Annotated in this window: 12 protein-coding genes; 3 read left to right on the top strand and 9 right to left on the bottom strand. The window is 55.0% G+C overall.

The window, feature by feature from the left end:
- Positions 1-22 precede the first annotated feature (22 nt).
- Genes ACO06F_RS08035 through ACO06F_RS08045 form a run of 3 tightly spaced genes read right to left on the bottom strand, consistent with a single transcriptional unit; the run spans position 23 to position 2,654 of the window.
- Positions 23-421 carry a (deoxy)nucleoside triphosphate pyrophosphohydrolase gene (locus ACO06F_RS08035; protein ID WP_421696169.1) on the bottom strand — a complete coding sequence of 133 codons (399 nt, stop codon included), beginning with the start codon at positions 419-421 and terminating at the stop codon, positions 23-25.
- 1 nt (position 422) lies between these two features.
- Positions 423-1,649, bottom strand: a complete 1,227-nt coding sequence (gene argJ / locus ACO06F_RS08040) for a bifunctional glutamate N-acetyltransferase/amino-acid acetyltransferase ArgJ (RefSeq protein WP_421696170.1) — start codon at positions 1,647-1,649, stop codon at positions 423-425.
- A gap of 39 nt (positions 1,650-1,688) precedes the next feature.
- On the bottom strand, positions 1,689-2,654 hold the full coding sequence (locus ACO06F_RS08045) for a peptidylprolyl isomerase (RefSeq protein ID WP_421696171.1): 966 nt from the start codon (positions 2,652-2,654) through the stop codon (positions 1,689-1,691).
- Between the two features lie 369 nt (positions 2,655-3,023).
- Between ACO06F_RS08045 and secA the strand changes: the two genes are divergently transcribed.
- Positions 3,024-5,747, top strand: coding sequence for a preprotein translocase subunit SecA (secA, locus tag ACO06F_RS08050; RefSeq protein WP_421696172.1), 2,724 nt, complete (start codon positions 3,024-3,026; stop codon positions 5,745-5,747).
- Between the two features lie 99 nt (positions 5,748-5,846).
- Complete coding sequence (locus ACO06F_RS08055; protein ID WP_421696173.1) at positions 5,847-7,052, top strand: tyrosine-type recombinase/integrase; 1,206 nt, start codon at positions 5,847-5,849, stop codon at positions 7,050-7,052.
- A gap of 35 nt (positions 7,053-7,087) precedes the next feature.
- On the opposite strand, the gene ACO06F_RS08060 is transcribed toward ACO06F_RS08055, so the two are convergent.
- Positions 7,088-7,534: a DUF6641 family protein gene (locus ACO06F_RS08060; RefSeq protein ID WP_421696174.1), complete on the bottom strand. Its 447-nt coding sequence runs from the start codon at positions 7,532-7,534 to the stop codon at positions 7,088-7,090.
- 536 nt (positions 7,535-8,070) lie between these two features.
- Between ACO06F_RS08060 and ACO06F_RS08065 the strand changes: the two genes are divergently transcribed.
- Positions 8,071-8,922, top strand: a complete 852-nt coding sequence (locus tag ACO06F_RS08065) for a hypothetical protein (protein WP_421696175.1) — start codon at positions 8,071-8,073, stop codon at positions 8,920-8,922.
- Between the two features lie 215 nt (positions 8,923-9,137).
- On the opposite strand, the gene ACO06F_RS08070 is transcribed toward ACO06F_RS08065, so the two are convergent.
- The 5 genes from ACO06F_RS08070 to ACO06F_RS08090 all read right to left on the bottom strand — a co-directional run bounded on the left by ACO06F_RS08070 (position 9,138) and on the right by ACO06F_RS08090 (position 14,917).
- On the bottom strand, positions 9,138-9,446 hold the full coding sequence (locus tag ACO06F_RS08070; protein WP_421696176.1) for a DUF6626 family protein: 309 nt from the start codon (positions 9,444-9,446) through the stop codon (positions 9,138-9,140).
- Between the two features lie 1,022 nt (positions 9,447-10,468).
- Positions 10,469-11,038, bottom strand: a complete 570-nt coding sequence (locus tag ACO06F_RS08075; RefSeq protein ID WP_421696177.1) for a hypothetical protein — start codon at positions 11,036-11,038, stop codon at positions 10,469-10,471.
- Positions 11,039-11,068: 30 nt separating this feature from the next.
- Positions 11,069-12,379, bottom strand: a complete 1,311-nt coding sequence (locus ACO06F_RS08080; protein ID WP_421696178.1) for a hypothetical protein — start codon at positions 12,377-12,379, stop codon at positions 11,069-11,071.
- Position 12,380: 1 nt separating this feature from the next.
- Positions 12,381-14,174, bottom strand: a complete 1,794-nt coding sequence (locus ACO06F_RS08085; RefSeq protein WP_421696179.1) for a hypothetical protein — start codon at positions 14,172-14,174, stop codon at positions 12,381-12,383.
- 179 nt (positions 14,175-14,353) lie between these two features.
- The gene (locus tag ACO06F_RS08090; RefSeq protein ID WP_421696180.1) at positions 14,354-14,917 is read right to left on the bottom strand and encodes a tyrosine-type recombinase/integrase; all 564 of its coding nucleotides are present in this window, start codon (positions 14,915-14,917) and stop codon (positions 14,354-14,356) included.
- Positions 14,918-15,214: the final 297 nt, after the last annotated feature.

Consider the following 15,214-nt stretch of genomic DNA (forward strand, 5'->3'; position numbering starts at 1 on the left):
AGGGCGCCCGCGGCGCGCCGTTTCACAACAGATCGAGGAGGTGCGGAATGAGCGGCACATCAGCCGGGGGCATGGGGTAATCCTTCAGCTTCTGCGGCCGGACCCAGGCGATCTGCTGGCCTTCGGCGCCCGAGACCAGACCTTTCCAGCGGCGGCAGACATAGAGCGGCATGAGGAGGTGGAAATCATCATAGGCATGGCTGGCGAAAGTCAGGGGCGCCAGGCAGGCTTCGGCAACGTCGATCGCCAGCTCTTCCTTCAGTTCACGGATCAAGGCGGCCTCGGGGCGCTCACCCGCTTCGACCTTGCCGCCGGGAAATTCCCATAATCCGCCGAGCTGCTTGTTTATCGGGCGCTGGGAGAGCAGTACGCGGCCGTCCTTGTCGATCAAGGCCACCGCGGCGACGAGGACGATCTTCATATCAGCTGCGGTAGGAGCCGTTGATATCAATGTAGGCGTGGGTGAGATCGCAGGTCCAGACGGTGGATTTGCCCTTGGCAACACCCACATCCGCCTCGATCACGATGTGGCGGCCCTTCATGTGCGGCATGATCTCCGCTTCCTTGTAGGCGGGATCGCGCATGCCGTTCTTTGCCACGGTGATGCCGCCGATCTTGATCTTCAGCTTGTCACGGACCGCCTTTTCGCCGGCCTTGCCGATGGCCATGACGACGCGGCCCCAATTGGCGTCCTCGCCCGCAATCGCCGTCTTCACCAGCGGCGAATTGGCAATCGACATGGCAATCCTGTGGGCAGCCTTGTCATTTTCGGCGCCGGTGATGGCGATTTCGATGAACTTTTCAGCGCCTTCACCATCCTTGGCCACCTGGTGGGCGAGGTCCATGCACAGGCTCACCAAAGCCTTAGAGAAGGGTTTGAGATCCTCCTCCTTCGAGACGCGCTTATTATGGGCCTTGCCGGTGGCAAAGAGCAGCACAGTATCCGACGTCGAGGTATCGCCATCGACCGTGATGCAGTTGAAGCTCTTTCCCACCGCCTTGGAGAGCAGCTTTTGCAACAGCTTCGGCGGCACCGCCGCATCGGTGAAGAGGAAGACCAGCATGGTCGCCATGTCCGGCGCGATCATGCCGGAGCCCTTGGCAATGCCGTTAATGGTGACGGTCTTGCCGCCGAGCTTCACCTGGACGGTTGAGGCCTTGGGGAAAGTGTCCGTGGTCATGATGGCCTTGGCGGCCATGGCCCATTGGCCGGGCTCGGCCTGTTCGGCCAACTTCGGTAGGGCATTGGTGATGAAGGACGGGTCCAGCGGTTCGCCGATCACACCCGTCGAGGCCTGGAAGATCTCGCTGGGCTTGCAGGCGAGCAATTTCGCCGCAGACTTGGCCACGGCGGTGACGGTTGCGACACCTGCCTTCCCGGTGAAGGCATTGGCATTGCCCGCGTTGATCACCACGGCGCGGGCTGTGCCGCCGGAGAGGCTTTCCACACACCAGTCAACCGGGGCGGAACGCGACTTGGATTTGGTGAAACAGCCGGCGACCGCCGTGCCCGGCTCCAGCAGGCCCAAAAGCACATCCGGCCGGTTCTTGTAGCGTATGCCGGTTTCCGCCGCTGCCAGGCTGACGCCGGCAATCGCGGGGAGTTCGGGAAACGCCGCCGGTGCAAGCGGCGAAACCTTGTGTGCCATGACGTGCCCCCTCAAGCCTGTCCGGTCTGGTAAACGGCCTTACTGCGCGGGAAGCTGCAGGTCGCCCTTGCCGCCCGAATCATCGCCCGAGGTATCACCACCATCGGTTGCAGCGGGTGCTGCAGCACCACCGGCGTCCAGCGGCTTCTGCTTCGTATCCTGGAAGTTCTTCGCGGCCTTGGCAGCTTCCTCGGCATATTTCTTGAGGTCCTCATCCAGGATCTCGACCTTGGAGGCTGCGCGGATCTTCTGCATCACCTCACCCACCTTCTGGCGGAGCAGCACATTGCGGATGGCGGCCTTCACCTGATCATAAGGCTGGGCGGCGCCCTGCTTCTTGTCCTCGAGGCGGATGATGTGCCAGCCGAAATCGGTCTTCACCGGCTGCGAGGTTTCCCCAACCTTGAGGGCGAAGGTGGCCTTGGAGAATTCCGGCACCATTTCGGCGGCCGTGAAGTAGCCCAGGTCGCCGCCGTAATCCTTGGAGCCGTCCAGACTGTATTTCTTGGCCAGATCTTCGAACTTCTCGCCCTTGGCAAGGCGGGCCTCGATGTCCTCGGCTTCCTTTTCGGTGGCGACGAGGATCATGCGGGCGCGGACACGCTCGGTTTGCTGAAGCTTTGCGGCCTCGTCATCATAGACCTTGCGGATTTCCTCTTCCGTCACCATCGGGCGGATCTTCTGGTAGAAATAGGCGTCGCGCAGGGCTTTGGCCTGATACAGGGCCAGCCGGCGCTTGTATTCCTCGGTCTCGGCAATGCCTTCCTTCACCGCATACTGGGCGAGCAGGTGGCGCTCGATCAGATATTCGACGACGAAGGGGTAGCGCAGCTTGGGCGGCAGGTCCGGCAGCTGGCCGATGATGTCATCGGTGGCCATCTGAACTTCGGAAACCTTGATTTCATGGCCATTGACGATGGCGACCGTCTTGTCATCCTTCGGCGGCACGTCCTCCTGCGCCTGGGCGGGCAGCACGAAGGCCAGACCCATCAGGGCGGAGGCCACGCAAGCATTGAGGATAGTTCGAGAAAACGACATAAAGTCCACCGTTCAAGAGCCCAAAGACCGGCCCGGTTCAGCTTATCAGGCGCTGCTCTTTGTCCTTCAAAGAAGGCAAGAATAAGCCCCCGCCCGCTGTCCGGGCGATCGCAATTCGGGCGCACATTGGTCCGCTTGGCGGTGGGTTGCAAGTAGGGCGCGCACAGAATGACCCCCCTGTGGCGCGGAAGCAACACATTGAAATTGCGCGGCCTTGGCCCCATCTGGCTCCGGTCAGGATTTTCATTGCTGCGGCGCATTGCTCCCGTCCCGCAACTTGACTAGAAAGCGCCTCGACCCCGGGGCGGAACGCCCCGCCCTGAAGGAAACGAATCAATGTTCGGATTGCGCGGCATCGCCGCTAAGATTTTTGGCTCCAGCAACGACCGCCGGATCTCCAGATACCGCGCCCGCGTTGAAGCGATCAATGCGCTCGAGCCTGAGCTTGAAGCCCTGTCCGACGAGGCGCTGCGTGCCCGCACGGTTACACTGCGGGAAGAATTCGCCGCGGGCAAGAGCCTGGACGATCTGATGGCGCCCGCCTTCGCCACCGTGCGCGAGGCAGCGAAGCGAACCTTGGGCCAGCGCCACTTCGATGTGCAGCTCATCGGCGGTATGGTGCTGCATGAAGGCCGCATCGCCGAGATGAAGACCGGCGAAGGCAAGACGCTGGTGGCCACGCTCCCCGTCTATCTCAATGCACTGACGGGCAAGGGCGTCCATGTCGTTACCGTCAATGATTACCTGGCAAGCCGTGACGCGGGCTGGATGAGCCAGATCTATGGCTTCCTCGGCCTCACCACTGGCGTGATCGTGCATGGCCTGTCCGACGAGCAGCGCCGCGAGGCCTATGCCGCTGACGTGACCTATGCCACCAACAACGAGTTGGGCTTCGACTATCTGCGCGACAACATGAAGTATCACCTCGACGAGATGGTGCAGCGTGGACATAATTTTGCGATCGTCGACGAAGTGGACTCGATCCTCGTTGACGAGGCGCGCACGCCGCTGATCATTTCGGGTCCCGTCGACGACAAGTCGGAACTTTATAATGCCGTCAACCAGTATATCCCGGCGCTGATGCCGGAAGATTACGATCTGGACGAGAAGCAGCGCTCCGTCACCCTCACCGAGCAGGGTAACGAGCATCTGGAGCAGGTGCTGGGCGGGGCGGGGCTTCTGCGCGGCACCAACCTCTATGATGCCGAGAATGTCACCATCGTGCATCATGTGCAGCAGGCGCTGCGCGCCCACAAGCTGTTCCAGCGCGACAAGGACTACATCGTAAAAGACAATCAGGTCGTCATCATCGACGAGTTCACCGGCCGCATGATGCCGGGACGGCGTTATTCCGAGGGCCTGCACCAGGCACTCGAAGCCAAGGAGCAGGTGGCGATCCAGCCCGAGAACGTGACGCTCGCCTCGATCACCTTCCAGAACTATTTCCGGCTTTACGCAAAGCTCGCCGGCATGACCGGCACCGCACTGACCGAGGCCGAAGAGTTCATGGACATCTACAGCCTCGACGTGCTCGACATCCCGACCAACCTTCCCGTGGCGCGGCTTGACGAGGATGACCAAGTCTACCGCACCGCCAAGGAAAAATACCACGCCATCATCGATACGATCGAAGAGGCGCGCGGGCGCGGCCAGCCGGTGCTGGTGGGCACCACCTCGATCGAGAAATCGGAAGTGCTCTCGGAGCTTCTGAAGGCCCGGAACGTTCCGCACAATGTGCTGAATGCGCGCTACCATGAGCAGGAAGCAGCGATCGTGGCGCAGGCCGGCGTTCCCGGCGCTGTTACCATTGCCACCAACATGGCCGGCCGCGGCACGGACATCAAGCTCGGCGGCAACCTCGACATGCGGGTTGCAATCGAGCTGGCTGATGTGCCCAAGGGTGCTGAGCGCGATCAACGCATCTCCGCCATCAAGGACGAGATCGAGGTCAACAAGCAGAAGGTGCTGGCGGCAGGTGGCCTGTTCGTCATCGGCACCGAGCGCCATGAGAGCCGCCGCATCGACAACCAGCTGCGCGGCCGTTCAGGCCGCCAGGGAGACCCCGGGCGCTCGCTGTTCTATCTCTCGCTCGAGGATGATCTGATGCGCATCTTCGGCTCGGAGCGGCTGAACTCCATGCTGACCATGAGCGGGTTGAAAGAGGGCGAGGCCATCGTCCACCCCTGGATCAACAAGGCGCTGGAAAAGGCGCAGCAGAAGGTTGAGGCGCGGAACTTCGACATCCGCAAGAACCTGCTCAAGTTCGACAATGTCATGAACGACCAGCGCAAGGTGATCTTCGACCAGCGCATCGGCGTCATGAAGGGCGAGGAAGTTGCCGAGACCATCGACGACATGCGCCACAACACCATTGAAGAGCTGGTGCACAAGTATATTCCGCTCAACTCCTATGCCGAGCAATGGGATGCAGCGGGCCTGCGCGAGCGCCTGCAGGAAGCACTTGGCCTCGACTTCCCCGTGGACGAATGGGCCAAGGAAGAAGGGATCGCCGAAGAGGAGATCATGGAACGCGTGACCAAGGCCGCGGACGAGCACTATGCCGCCAAGCGCGCCAAATATGGTCCCGAGATCATGATCCAGGTCGAGAAGACGTTCCTGTTGCGCACGCTGGATCAGCTGTGGCGCGATCATATCATCACGGTCGAACAGCTGCGCCAGGTTATCCATCTGCGCGGTTATGGCCAGCGCGACCCGCTCAACGAATACAAGACCGAAGGCTATAATCTGTTCGAAAGCATGGTCGGCCGCCTGCGCGAAAACGTAACCGCGCAAGTAATGCGCGTTGAAGTGCAGATGCGCGACCCCTCCGAACTGACCGACCTGCCGGACGAGGACGAACTCCCCATGATGGCCGCGCACCACGCGGACCCGCTGACGGGCGAGGATGAATTCGCCGCCGGTGACCTGGCGCTCGCCCTTGCGCCGGCAAATGCCATCAACCCGAAGGACCCCAAGACCTGGGGCAAGGTCGCCCGCAACGACCCCTGCCCCTGCGGCTCCGGCAAGCGTTACAAGCACTGCCACGGGGCGTTCGCTTAGCGTTTAATTTCAATAACTTAGCGTTCTGACTTGCCCTGCACAACCCTGCACAGTATGTTAGTTTAGGCCCCAAACCTATACACAACCTGTGCAGGTCCCATGGAAGACGCATACAGAATTATGGATGGCAAAGTGGTCGTCCATCGGCGCGGCGGTGTATATTACGCGCGCCTTCACGTGGGTCCCAACAAGTACAAGCACAAGTCGCTTAAGACCGGCAACAAGGCTTTAGCCATAAAGGCTGCCGAGAAACTCAGCTACGAACTTGAATTCAAGGCGCAGCATGGAATTCCTATCGATGCGAGAACCTTCGGGGCAGTCACGGAAGAATACATTGCCTTCCGCCAAAAGCAGCACGAGCAAGGTCATACCTCTGCACACAGCATGCGGCAGATTGAACGAGTGGCTCGCTTTTGGATCGCGTATGCAGGCAACAGGCCGATTACCAGCGTAGGCAATGACCAGCTGAGAGAATACGTTACGTGGCGGCGTGAATATTACACCACACATCCCTTCAAGCACCACAACGCTAAAAAGCACCCACAGGACAAGACGATCCAGTGGGACATTATGTTGGGTAAAGCAATCATTAAGTGGGCGCACGAGCGCGGCTACAGGGGCTTGATTCCGCTTCCAACATTCTCATTCATTCCAAAGAAGAAAAGAGTGCGACCCGCGTTTGAGCCAATGGCTTACCAGCAGCTTTATGGCGCTCTGTATCGCTGGGTTGAAGACTGCAAAAACCCACAGCACCTCGCTACCAGAGAACTGCTGCTGGACTATGTGATTATATTGGCAAAGTCTGGAATTCGAGTGGGTGAGGCAAACAATCTAAAAGTTCGAGACGTCCACCGCATTACCGACGAGATGGGCCGCATAAACTATCGACTGACCGTCGATGGAAAGACCGGCCCACGAGATGTAATCCCGGTCGCGTCAGCTGTGCACTTCATAGATCGTGTGCTGGAGCGAAAGACCAATCCTCACCCTGACGATCTACTTTTCACCATGCCTAGTGGGAGAAAAATCACTACGCTGGCAGACCAGTTCGACAAGGTGCTCGATCTAGGCGAAATCCGGTATAGCTCAAGCGGGCAGAAATTCTCACTCTACAGTCTCCGGCACTTTTATGCTGTGACCGCTCTTCGGGAGGGTGTCGGAATCTACCACATTGCGCGCAATATGGGCACCAGTGTTGAGATGATACAGCAATACTATTCCAAAGAGGCTACGCCGGAAACCATGGCCACAACGCTGGGTGGGAAGCTCAAACCTAAACATAAAATGAAAGAGAGCGAGACATAGGCTCGCTCTCTTTGGTGACACACAGTACTGATCTATTAGCTGGCGCGACGTGCGACTACGCCAGTCTTGGGTTTGCCCACCGCACTGATGAAGTTGTCGAACTCGCCAGCCTCGGCAGCATCCACTAGCTTTGGCAGGATCGCGAGTAGCTCATCCATGCCCTTGAGCACGACTGCACCCTTGCCCTTTTCGAACTCCAATGGCTTGGAACCATAGCGCACAGTGAGAACAATCTTGCCGTCGCTCTGTGCCTTCCACCACTGCTTCAACCGCTTGTCGACCTCAATCAGGTGCTTCTGACCGTCTTCCGTGTATTCCCACCGACGCTTCTTAACGACATGAATGCGACCGGCAGTCTGCGCCTTTGCCATGTCGAGCTGCTCCCGCAAGTGGGCAGCGAGCTTTGCACGGCGATGCTGCTCTGGCGTCAGGCCCGCATTGCGCGGCACAGCAGTAAACGTCAGTCCCTTCAGTACGCTCATATCAACCTCCTGTATGTTTGAGCTGATACAAGCATGCTGGCCTTTAAGCAGTTGGACGACCGGAAAATGCCTGAATTGCCCAATTTCACGCCGCTTCCACAACAACCTCAAACAATGTTGGGATGATTTAGTGGGAGATTTCAGGTCGACCGTCAGGGCTATTGGGAGCAATATGTGGATGTAGCTAATACAGCTACAATGAGAAGAGTGGCTGTGGTGGCCGCGGTACGAGATGCAGTGCCGGCCGCAACCAAGGACGACACTACAGCTAGCGCCGCCTGCAAGGCATTCTAAGGGCTCTACAGCGGGGTCAAGCCCACGCAGCTATATGAGTAGCGGGGGCGGTGTGTTCAAGCACTACTAGACCCTTGCAGAGCTTACCAGATGCGGAGCTGCGCTAGTGCACCAGCGGCCCGACACCGCCGCAGTACCGCGGAATGGCACCTCTCCGAACCAATTCAGCTGGTGCATTTAACTCAAGACTTGTACATTTCGCTCACTTGCCCAGACAATGCGGTCCTCACTGGAGTTTTCAGATGGAAAAGCGGTTTTTCGCATTTGTCTTAATGCCATTCGACAAGTCGTTCGATGACATTTACGAGTTCGGCATCAAAGCCGCTGCTAACGAACTCGGAATTCGCGCAGAGCGCGTGGATGAGCAAACATACTCAGAGACAATATTAGAGCGGATTCGGGGACAAATTGAGCAGGCCGACTTTGTAATCGCCGACATGACAGGACGTAATGCAAATGTCTTTTATGAAGTCGGGTATACTCATGCAAAGGGAAAGCTCAGCAGTTTATTGACCCAAGACGCAAGTGACATTCCCTTCGACCTGAAACATCACAGACACCTTGTATATGAGAACTCGATTAAGAACTTGAAGTCGAAGCTTCAGCCGGAAATTGCATGGTTAAAAGCCGAAGCAATTAGACAGCAAACTAAACCATTTTCAGTCGAAATCAGAAGAGCGATCGGATTTTTGGACGTTGAACAAGACTGGAGAGCGGTTGGTGAGCTAGACTTGGTCCTGGAACTCCACAACAACTCTGACGAGACCTCGCCTGAAATCAATGCACTCTATATATACACGGGAAACGGATGGCGGTTTAGTATCGAGAAAGAAGAACTATACAGTAAGCCAGCTCAACTGGAGAACTACGCCTTGCAGCACTACTGCAGGTCGCCCGTGCCGCGACTCGCTAAAGGCACATGGGCCCCGATAAAGGTCGAGGGCAAAAAAACCTTTTGGGCGAAGTGGCAAGGCGGAGAAAGAGAAAAGAGTTACAAAGTGACAGGCCAGATGCTGCTTCAAATAGTGACTTCTAAGGGCATCTTTGATGAGCTTCTAAATCTGAGCGTCGAGTTCGACGAGGTGCCGTTCTAAGCTAATGTTTCCTCGGACAATCTCTGGTCCAGCAGAACACTGAAACGGTTATACAGCAGACTTGGTTGGACTTACATATGCTTGCGCAGCTCTGAGTGTCTGCTGCGCACGTCTATTGTTCAGGCTCGCCTTCTTCACTTTGAGAGCCTTTTGCTGCCGCTTAACACCGTCAAGCTGGATCTTTATCGGATCGGGACCCACAACCTCGCTGATCCTCATCGCCTTGCCTCTAGGATGAGTGTTTGTATGCACTCCTGAGCCAACTGCTGAAGCTCCATGCCGTGTTTCTTAACACTTCCATATTGACTCCCGGAAAGTGCATCTCCCCTTTCCAAGAGACGGCTGGCACAAGTTGCAAGTACCTGTGCACTGGCCGGGCGCGCCTTCGCTCGAAGAGAGCGCACATAGCTCTCTTCACGACCCAGCCATTCTCGGCTGAAGTCGGCACTACTCCTGACGTCGCCTCGCGCCCTCAACACTGTGAGTATTTTTTCTATCATCTCGCCCATCTTTGAATTCTCCATCTAAACCGTCGCCGTGTATAAATACTATGTAGAGATTGTAATATTGTCCTGTCACAACAGACACTTATTTCACCCTCACATGTATTTAACCGAAAGCGTAAAATGAAATCAAAGAAGAGAAAGACCAAACAGACCCTGACTGATCTTCCGTCAGAACTACGAGGTCCACCCCAAAATCGATATGGTGGGCACAGGACTCAAAACATGAGGGCGTTTCCTGGAAGCACATTTGGCGCGGCCAACGCAGGCCGTAGTCTGGATAGTGATGAAATTTTATCATGGATGGCGAGTAGTGGTATGCACCGTGACCCGTCGGAGCACTCCAATGAACATTAGGGCGGCCTCACGATGTTGGCTTCAGACGATACAGTGGGACATTGCTGCCACCTTCACGTTTAGCTATGAGCACACTCAAACACAGGCGATCTCGGAAGCGCGGAGGTTTTGGAAAGAGGTTGATTACGCAATCTACGGGAATGCATCTGTTCGCTTCCACAAGAGGTGTGAACGAATAATGATTCTCGAAGGAGATGGCATAGGGCAACGCTTCCACTATCACGCTGCAATCATTCTACCGCGAGACCGCTACCAGGACCCGCTGCTATTCTGCGAATTGTTGTATCGCAAGTGGTGCAAGGTCAATCGTCGTTCGGCTCGGGTCGAATTCAGCCCTTGCTGGTTCAGTGATGGATGGAGCAGCTATATCACAAAACAAGTTGACAGGTATCACTGCGACAGCATCGACCTACATAGCAGCCACATTGCTGCATCCAATCTGTTGAACGCGGCAATGACCGCAGAATAGGCGCTTAGAGAGCCCTATTGAAGTTTCCCCATTGGCAAGTGAAGCACTGGCTTAAGTCCGTGCTTGTTGCGGGAGCGCGACTGAATATAGCAGAGTGTATTGCGAACAGAACAACGTTGGCTTACGGCACATACAGATCAAGAGGAATTCATCATCAAGATAGTGCGACCAATGCTCATCAAATCAACGTTGGAAGAGATAAGACATTCAGTGCTGGTTAGACTTCCCAACCAGATTGAAACTGCTCATAGAGCAACTCGGATTTGGATTCCAAGATTGTTTGCATGCTGTCTAGCAAACTCTCGCTGGAACTAACCCACACCTCCGACGTTGGAAACGTCTCCCCACTCTTTTGCAGAAGCTCACTTGCTTCACGCACGGCCTCTATTGAGTCTCCGAGCGAAATTAAGGCACTGTCGATTGTCTCAATTACTACACCCGTACTTGAGATATTCTTAAGTTTCTCCTCGTCCGCCCAAAACCTGGCGTAAATCACAGAGCCATATTCCAAAATAAATCGTGTTTCGGCAACCCGAGCATCGAATACCACAATGGTTGGCGTCTCACTCGGCTCATCCCTTCCCAGCCTATCGTAGATGTAGTCGGACATTGACTTGAATGCCTGCTGGACCGACCCCATGAGGACACTCTGGAGTGGAGTCAGAGAGCTATCAGAGCCCAGCCCATATAAAACTTTGCAGTGGAGACTATATTCGATCGATGCCGCTGTAATTTTTTGGTCTTGAAAGCTTCGCTCTATGAAGGCAACGCGGAAGTACTCGGTCATGACGGCTCCTTGATGTATGTTGACGATCGCTCATGATTGATGTCGAGCGACAGCGTCGAGCGCAGGCCGTTCTTTCAACAGAAAGTCCGACCACGATTCACGAGAAAATGCGTCGCCAATGATGTCTATGGTTCTAGCGTAGGCCTGGGGTATCTTCCTCGGAACACTGGCAAATGCGGCAGAGTTGGCGCGTCTGCTTGCATCAAGATATGTCCATACATTGTGATTAATCAGCATTAAATTGGACAACGTGTCAAATCGTCGGCCAGAGATCTCCTCTGTCTTGACTACCAAATGGTGCATCTTGAGAACATCACCTAGAGGTGAGCTCGCCGGAAAGTCGAGCGGTGAATTGCTATCAGCGTAGCTCTGTCGGTGTTCAATTTGCCCAAAGCTGATACTCCAGTCGCTCTCATCCTCCCCAAGAGTAGGTGACAAGGCATATTTGTCAAACCGTCCGCCCAGGTCGAACGCGGTGGCGCTGTCACAGCTGACTTGCAATGAAGGATTTGTGCAGCGCAGCCCATTCTGTATTGCTGTCAGAAAGATATCCCACTTCGTCTGTGAGACCCCAAGGACGTGAAGCCAGTCTTGGCCGGCTTCAAAGGCATGATCATCTCTCATGGTCAGGAGTATGTTGAGCATGATGTAAAGCCCCCCTCGCCAGCCTGCAGCACCCCCTAAGCTCCAACCGCCGTGCCGGAACCATTTAATTCCATTCCACCACCGAAGTCCGTCTTCCAGGTTTGTTGCCTGAACGACATTCAGCCATTTTGTCTTGCCGTTTGTGAGTTGTTGGATGAGCTGCAAATTGTCGTTTGTCAGCGCTAGTAGCTCGACCTCACTACATCGATGAAAGGGGGACTCTGAACCACGCGACTGAGTCGCCCACAGGGGCATGTCGATAGTCATGGCATAGTCGCAATAGTGCTCTAGCCAATTTATGATCCACCGCTTCTCGTCATAACGACTGTTCCACACGTTGACAGCAGACTGGGAACTCATTCCGCTAGTTAATCCCCCGAAGCCCTTGAACCGATTTTTACCCAATTGGTAGCCGCCACTGTCACCGACAATGGTGAATGCACCGCTCGGTCGTGAGAATAGTGGCCCGCGTGTATCTGCACCGACGCTGTAGTTGCCAATGGAGTGCAGAATAAACTTGTGATTCCAGAGTTTGCTGTTCCCAGTCCAGAACTCAAAGTCGGAAACTGTTAACCCACCAGGCAATTGTCTTTCAGGGGTTACTCTGTGCCTTCCGACTTTGGCGTAAGAGGAATTCACTGCTGGCAAGTAGATCGCATGCCTGTGCGGCACAGTGAGAACGAAGTTGTCTGTCACATCAATCTTCCCAGTGATTCTCCTCTAAAAGTGTATGTTCCGGCTCTGAGGGCGACTTATCTTTGGCAGCTGCGGCTCGACGGACAACGTTGTAGACTCTAAGCCCTGATCTCTTTCTTGTGCCGCTGTCGTCCGAGGCTGGAATGTAGACAGTGTAACTGCATGCCTCTGTTTCGAAATTCAGTGAAAAAACGTCTTCGCTAGCCGCTATGTTTATCTGCCCGGAGATCGGCAAGTCAGAGACTTGCCGAAGCATAAAGGCGAAGTCCGATGATTTCACGACTAGATTTGCCGTCCCTTGAGCGACCGCAGTCAAAAAGGGGAGTTCCTTCGAGCTGTCGAAGCCGAGATCAGAGTTGAACTCGTATCCGATCAAGACGCCATGGCTGTCTAGACCAATCGACATGGTTCTGTTCATCTGTCGATTGGATTTCACCCCGTATTCGACAATCCAATGATCAAAAAATGAGGAAACCGCAACACTTAACCAGGCGATGTCAACGGTAGCTGTCCACGTGGGAACAAAGCCACTCACGTTGGGCTCTGCCATTGTCCTCAGCGCGTGATCCGCTGGTAGTGGGTGGAAGCGTATGGTGTCGTGGTTGAGATTCGATATTCGGTCAATTGCTTTCTGATCTAGTCCAGCGCCTTGGAGATGGTCGAGGAGTTCCTGCTTTGGAGCCACTGCTAAGGAAAAGTCCTCCACGCCTCCCATGTCGTTACATGTGTATTTGTCACCTTCACAGGGCGCAAATAGATTGAAGGTGCGCTGATGTAAAAGACGCACCTCGATACTCTGGCGGAGGTAGGGAGAGAGCAGCAAGTCACTTTTGGCTTCCGTGAACAAATCCTTCTTTGGCCTCGCTACCACGCAAGCGGCCGCCAGCAGGTGAGCGCGGCTCAACAGGAAGTCTTTCGAGTTGGGCCGGTATATAAGTTGCTTGTTAGCCCTCACTGTCGTTTTCGAAAGACCCTCGCCCTGGATTTTGGTGAATTCGGCGAACTTATCAATACTCCTGGACAACACTCGCGGAATATTCAGTATGTGAAGTGTCTCAAGGATTGGACGAAGCCCTGTCGGTGCTGCAACGAAGTCACTTCTGTAACTATCTACCAGAACAGTGTCGACAAGATCGACCATATTGATGGTGCTTAAATATTCGAAGCCAGGTTTGCCGCTTCGGATGAGGGCTAATCCAAAACCGTGTTCGGTAAAGTGCGCTGTTGAAGCTGTCTGCGCTGCCAAAGAAGGCGCACTTCCATAGTAGACCTTTGCCAGTTTCTCGAACACAGGCTTGAGTTCGTCGTCGTCAAGCTCATAAACAAGAGAATAGATTTCGGCGGATTCGTCCGCGTCATCATCATCAAGATCGTCCGCCTTGTCGTGGTACCCCGCAACACCCGTCTTGCCACCCTTACTATCAATGTAGTAGTCGATTTTGCCCACGGGATCGTGAGCATAGTGCTCCGGGTCGCTTTCGAAATCGTCGTGAATTGCTGCAAAGGCCCTCGACCAGATGTCGAGGTCTGTCTTTGTTATCCTGCCGTCAGTGACCAGCTTGAGCAACGGTCTCCAGTTTATGCGGTTTTGAGTCGCGTTGAAACTGATGCCCTTGGCCGCGTACACTGTCTCGAGATATTTGGGTGCGGTCTGTGCCTGCCGCCACCACAGGTAAGATTTTGCATAAAATTGCCTTTCCGCTGCAGACGTGATCTTTATCTGTGTACTTACGGCACTTGCTTCCTCTACCAATCTTGTAAGAGCGCTGCTTAAGTCTTCTGCAACACTGTCCATTTACCACCATAGGTTGAACTTGGGTTGTAACTACTTAAGTTAAGCATTTGCAGAAGCATCGCAACCAGGAAGTATCGGGGCTGGGGGACCTGTCCGTGCTGTTCGAGTGCTGTCAGCGCTTGTGGCCAACAATGACGGGATTGTGTCGCGGCATCAATGTTGTTGCAACGCTGATGTTTTCACATTAACTCAACCGCAGTTCGCAGAACATTCTCGTTCAGCTCAATGTACCGCTGTGTAGTACTGATGTTCTTATGACCTGCTAATGCCGCCAACACCCTGACATTCACCCCCTTGTGAGCCAATTGGGTGATGAAGCTGCGGCGGCCGCTATGACTGGACGCGTTGCTCAATCCAGCCTGCTTGTAGAAACGGCCGAACACTTGGACGAGGCTGTTGGGCGACATTTGCTTGCCCCACTTGCTCACGAACAACGGCTCCTGCCCCTTGCGAGGGAGACTGAAGCTGTACGTCGTGAGTTCCGCCTGCACCTGAGCATTCAATAACACCGTCCTCGCCTCCCCGCCTTTTGTCTGCTCTTTAGAGAGGCGAATTTGATCCTTCACCATTCCAACGCTCTCGTAGACGTCGGATACCCTCAGTGCTGCTATTTCCCCTACCCGCATACCTGCCAAAAGACTGAGCATGAACATGGCCCGATCACGGGTACAGTAACTCCGCTTCGAAATAGCTCCCAATACCCGCTTAACCTCTTTGTCCCCTAACACCTGTGCCTGTCTCATGTGCTAGCTCCTCTGGATAACGTTTTGCAGCTAGCAGTGTATTTCCTGATCCATAACTGGACGACCGGAAAGAAAGGCTTAGAGATACTCCAGAGATCAATGGCTTAGCGGTCTGGATAATAGAATGTGTATTTTGTTATCCTGAAAGTGCGGCTGATGGCGGGCGTCGTGTGGCGCTTCTAGCCGGAGGTAAAGAACCTGAATCTGCGGGAGGCTCATCAGCAATATGGCTCGATGGTCGCGGAAAACGCAGCGATAAAGCACGCCTCCATGCGAACAATGCCTTGGAACAAGGGT

Origin of the sequence: Aestuariivirga sp., assembly GCF_965227715.1 — a bacterium.
Taxonomy (GTDB): Bacteria; Pseudomonadota; Alphaproteobacteria; order Rhizobiales; family Aestuariivirgaceae; genus Aestuariivirga.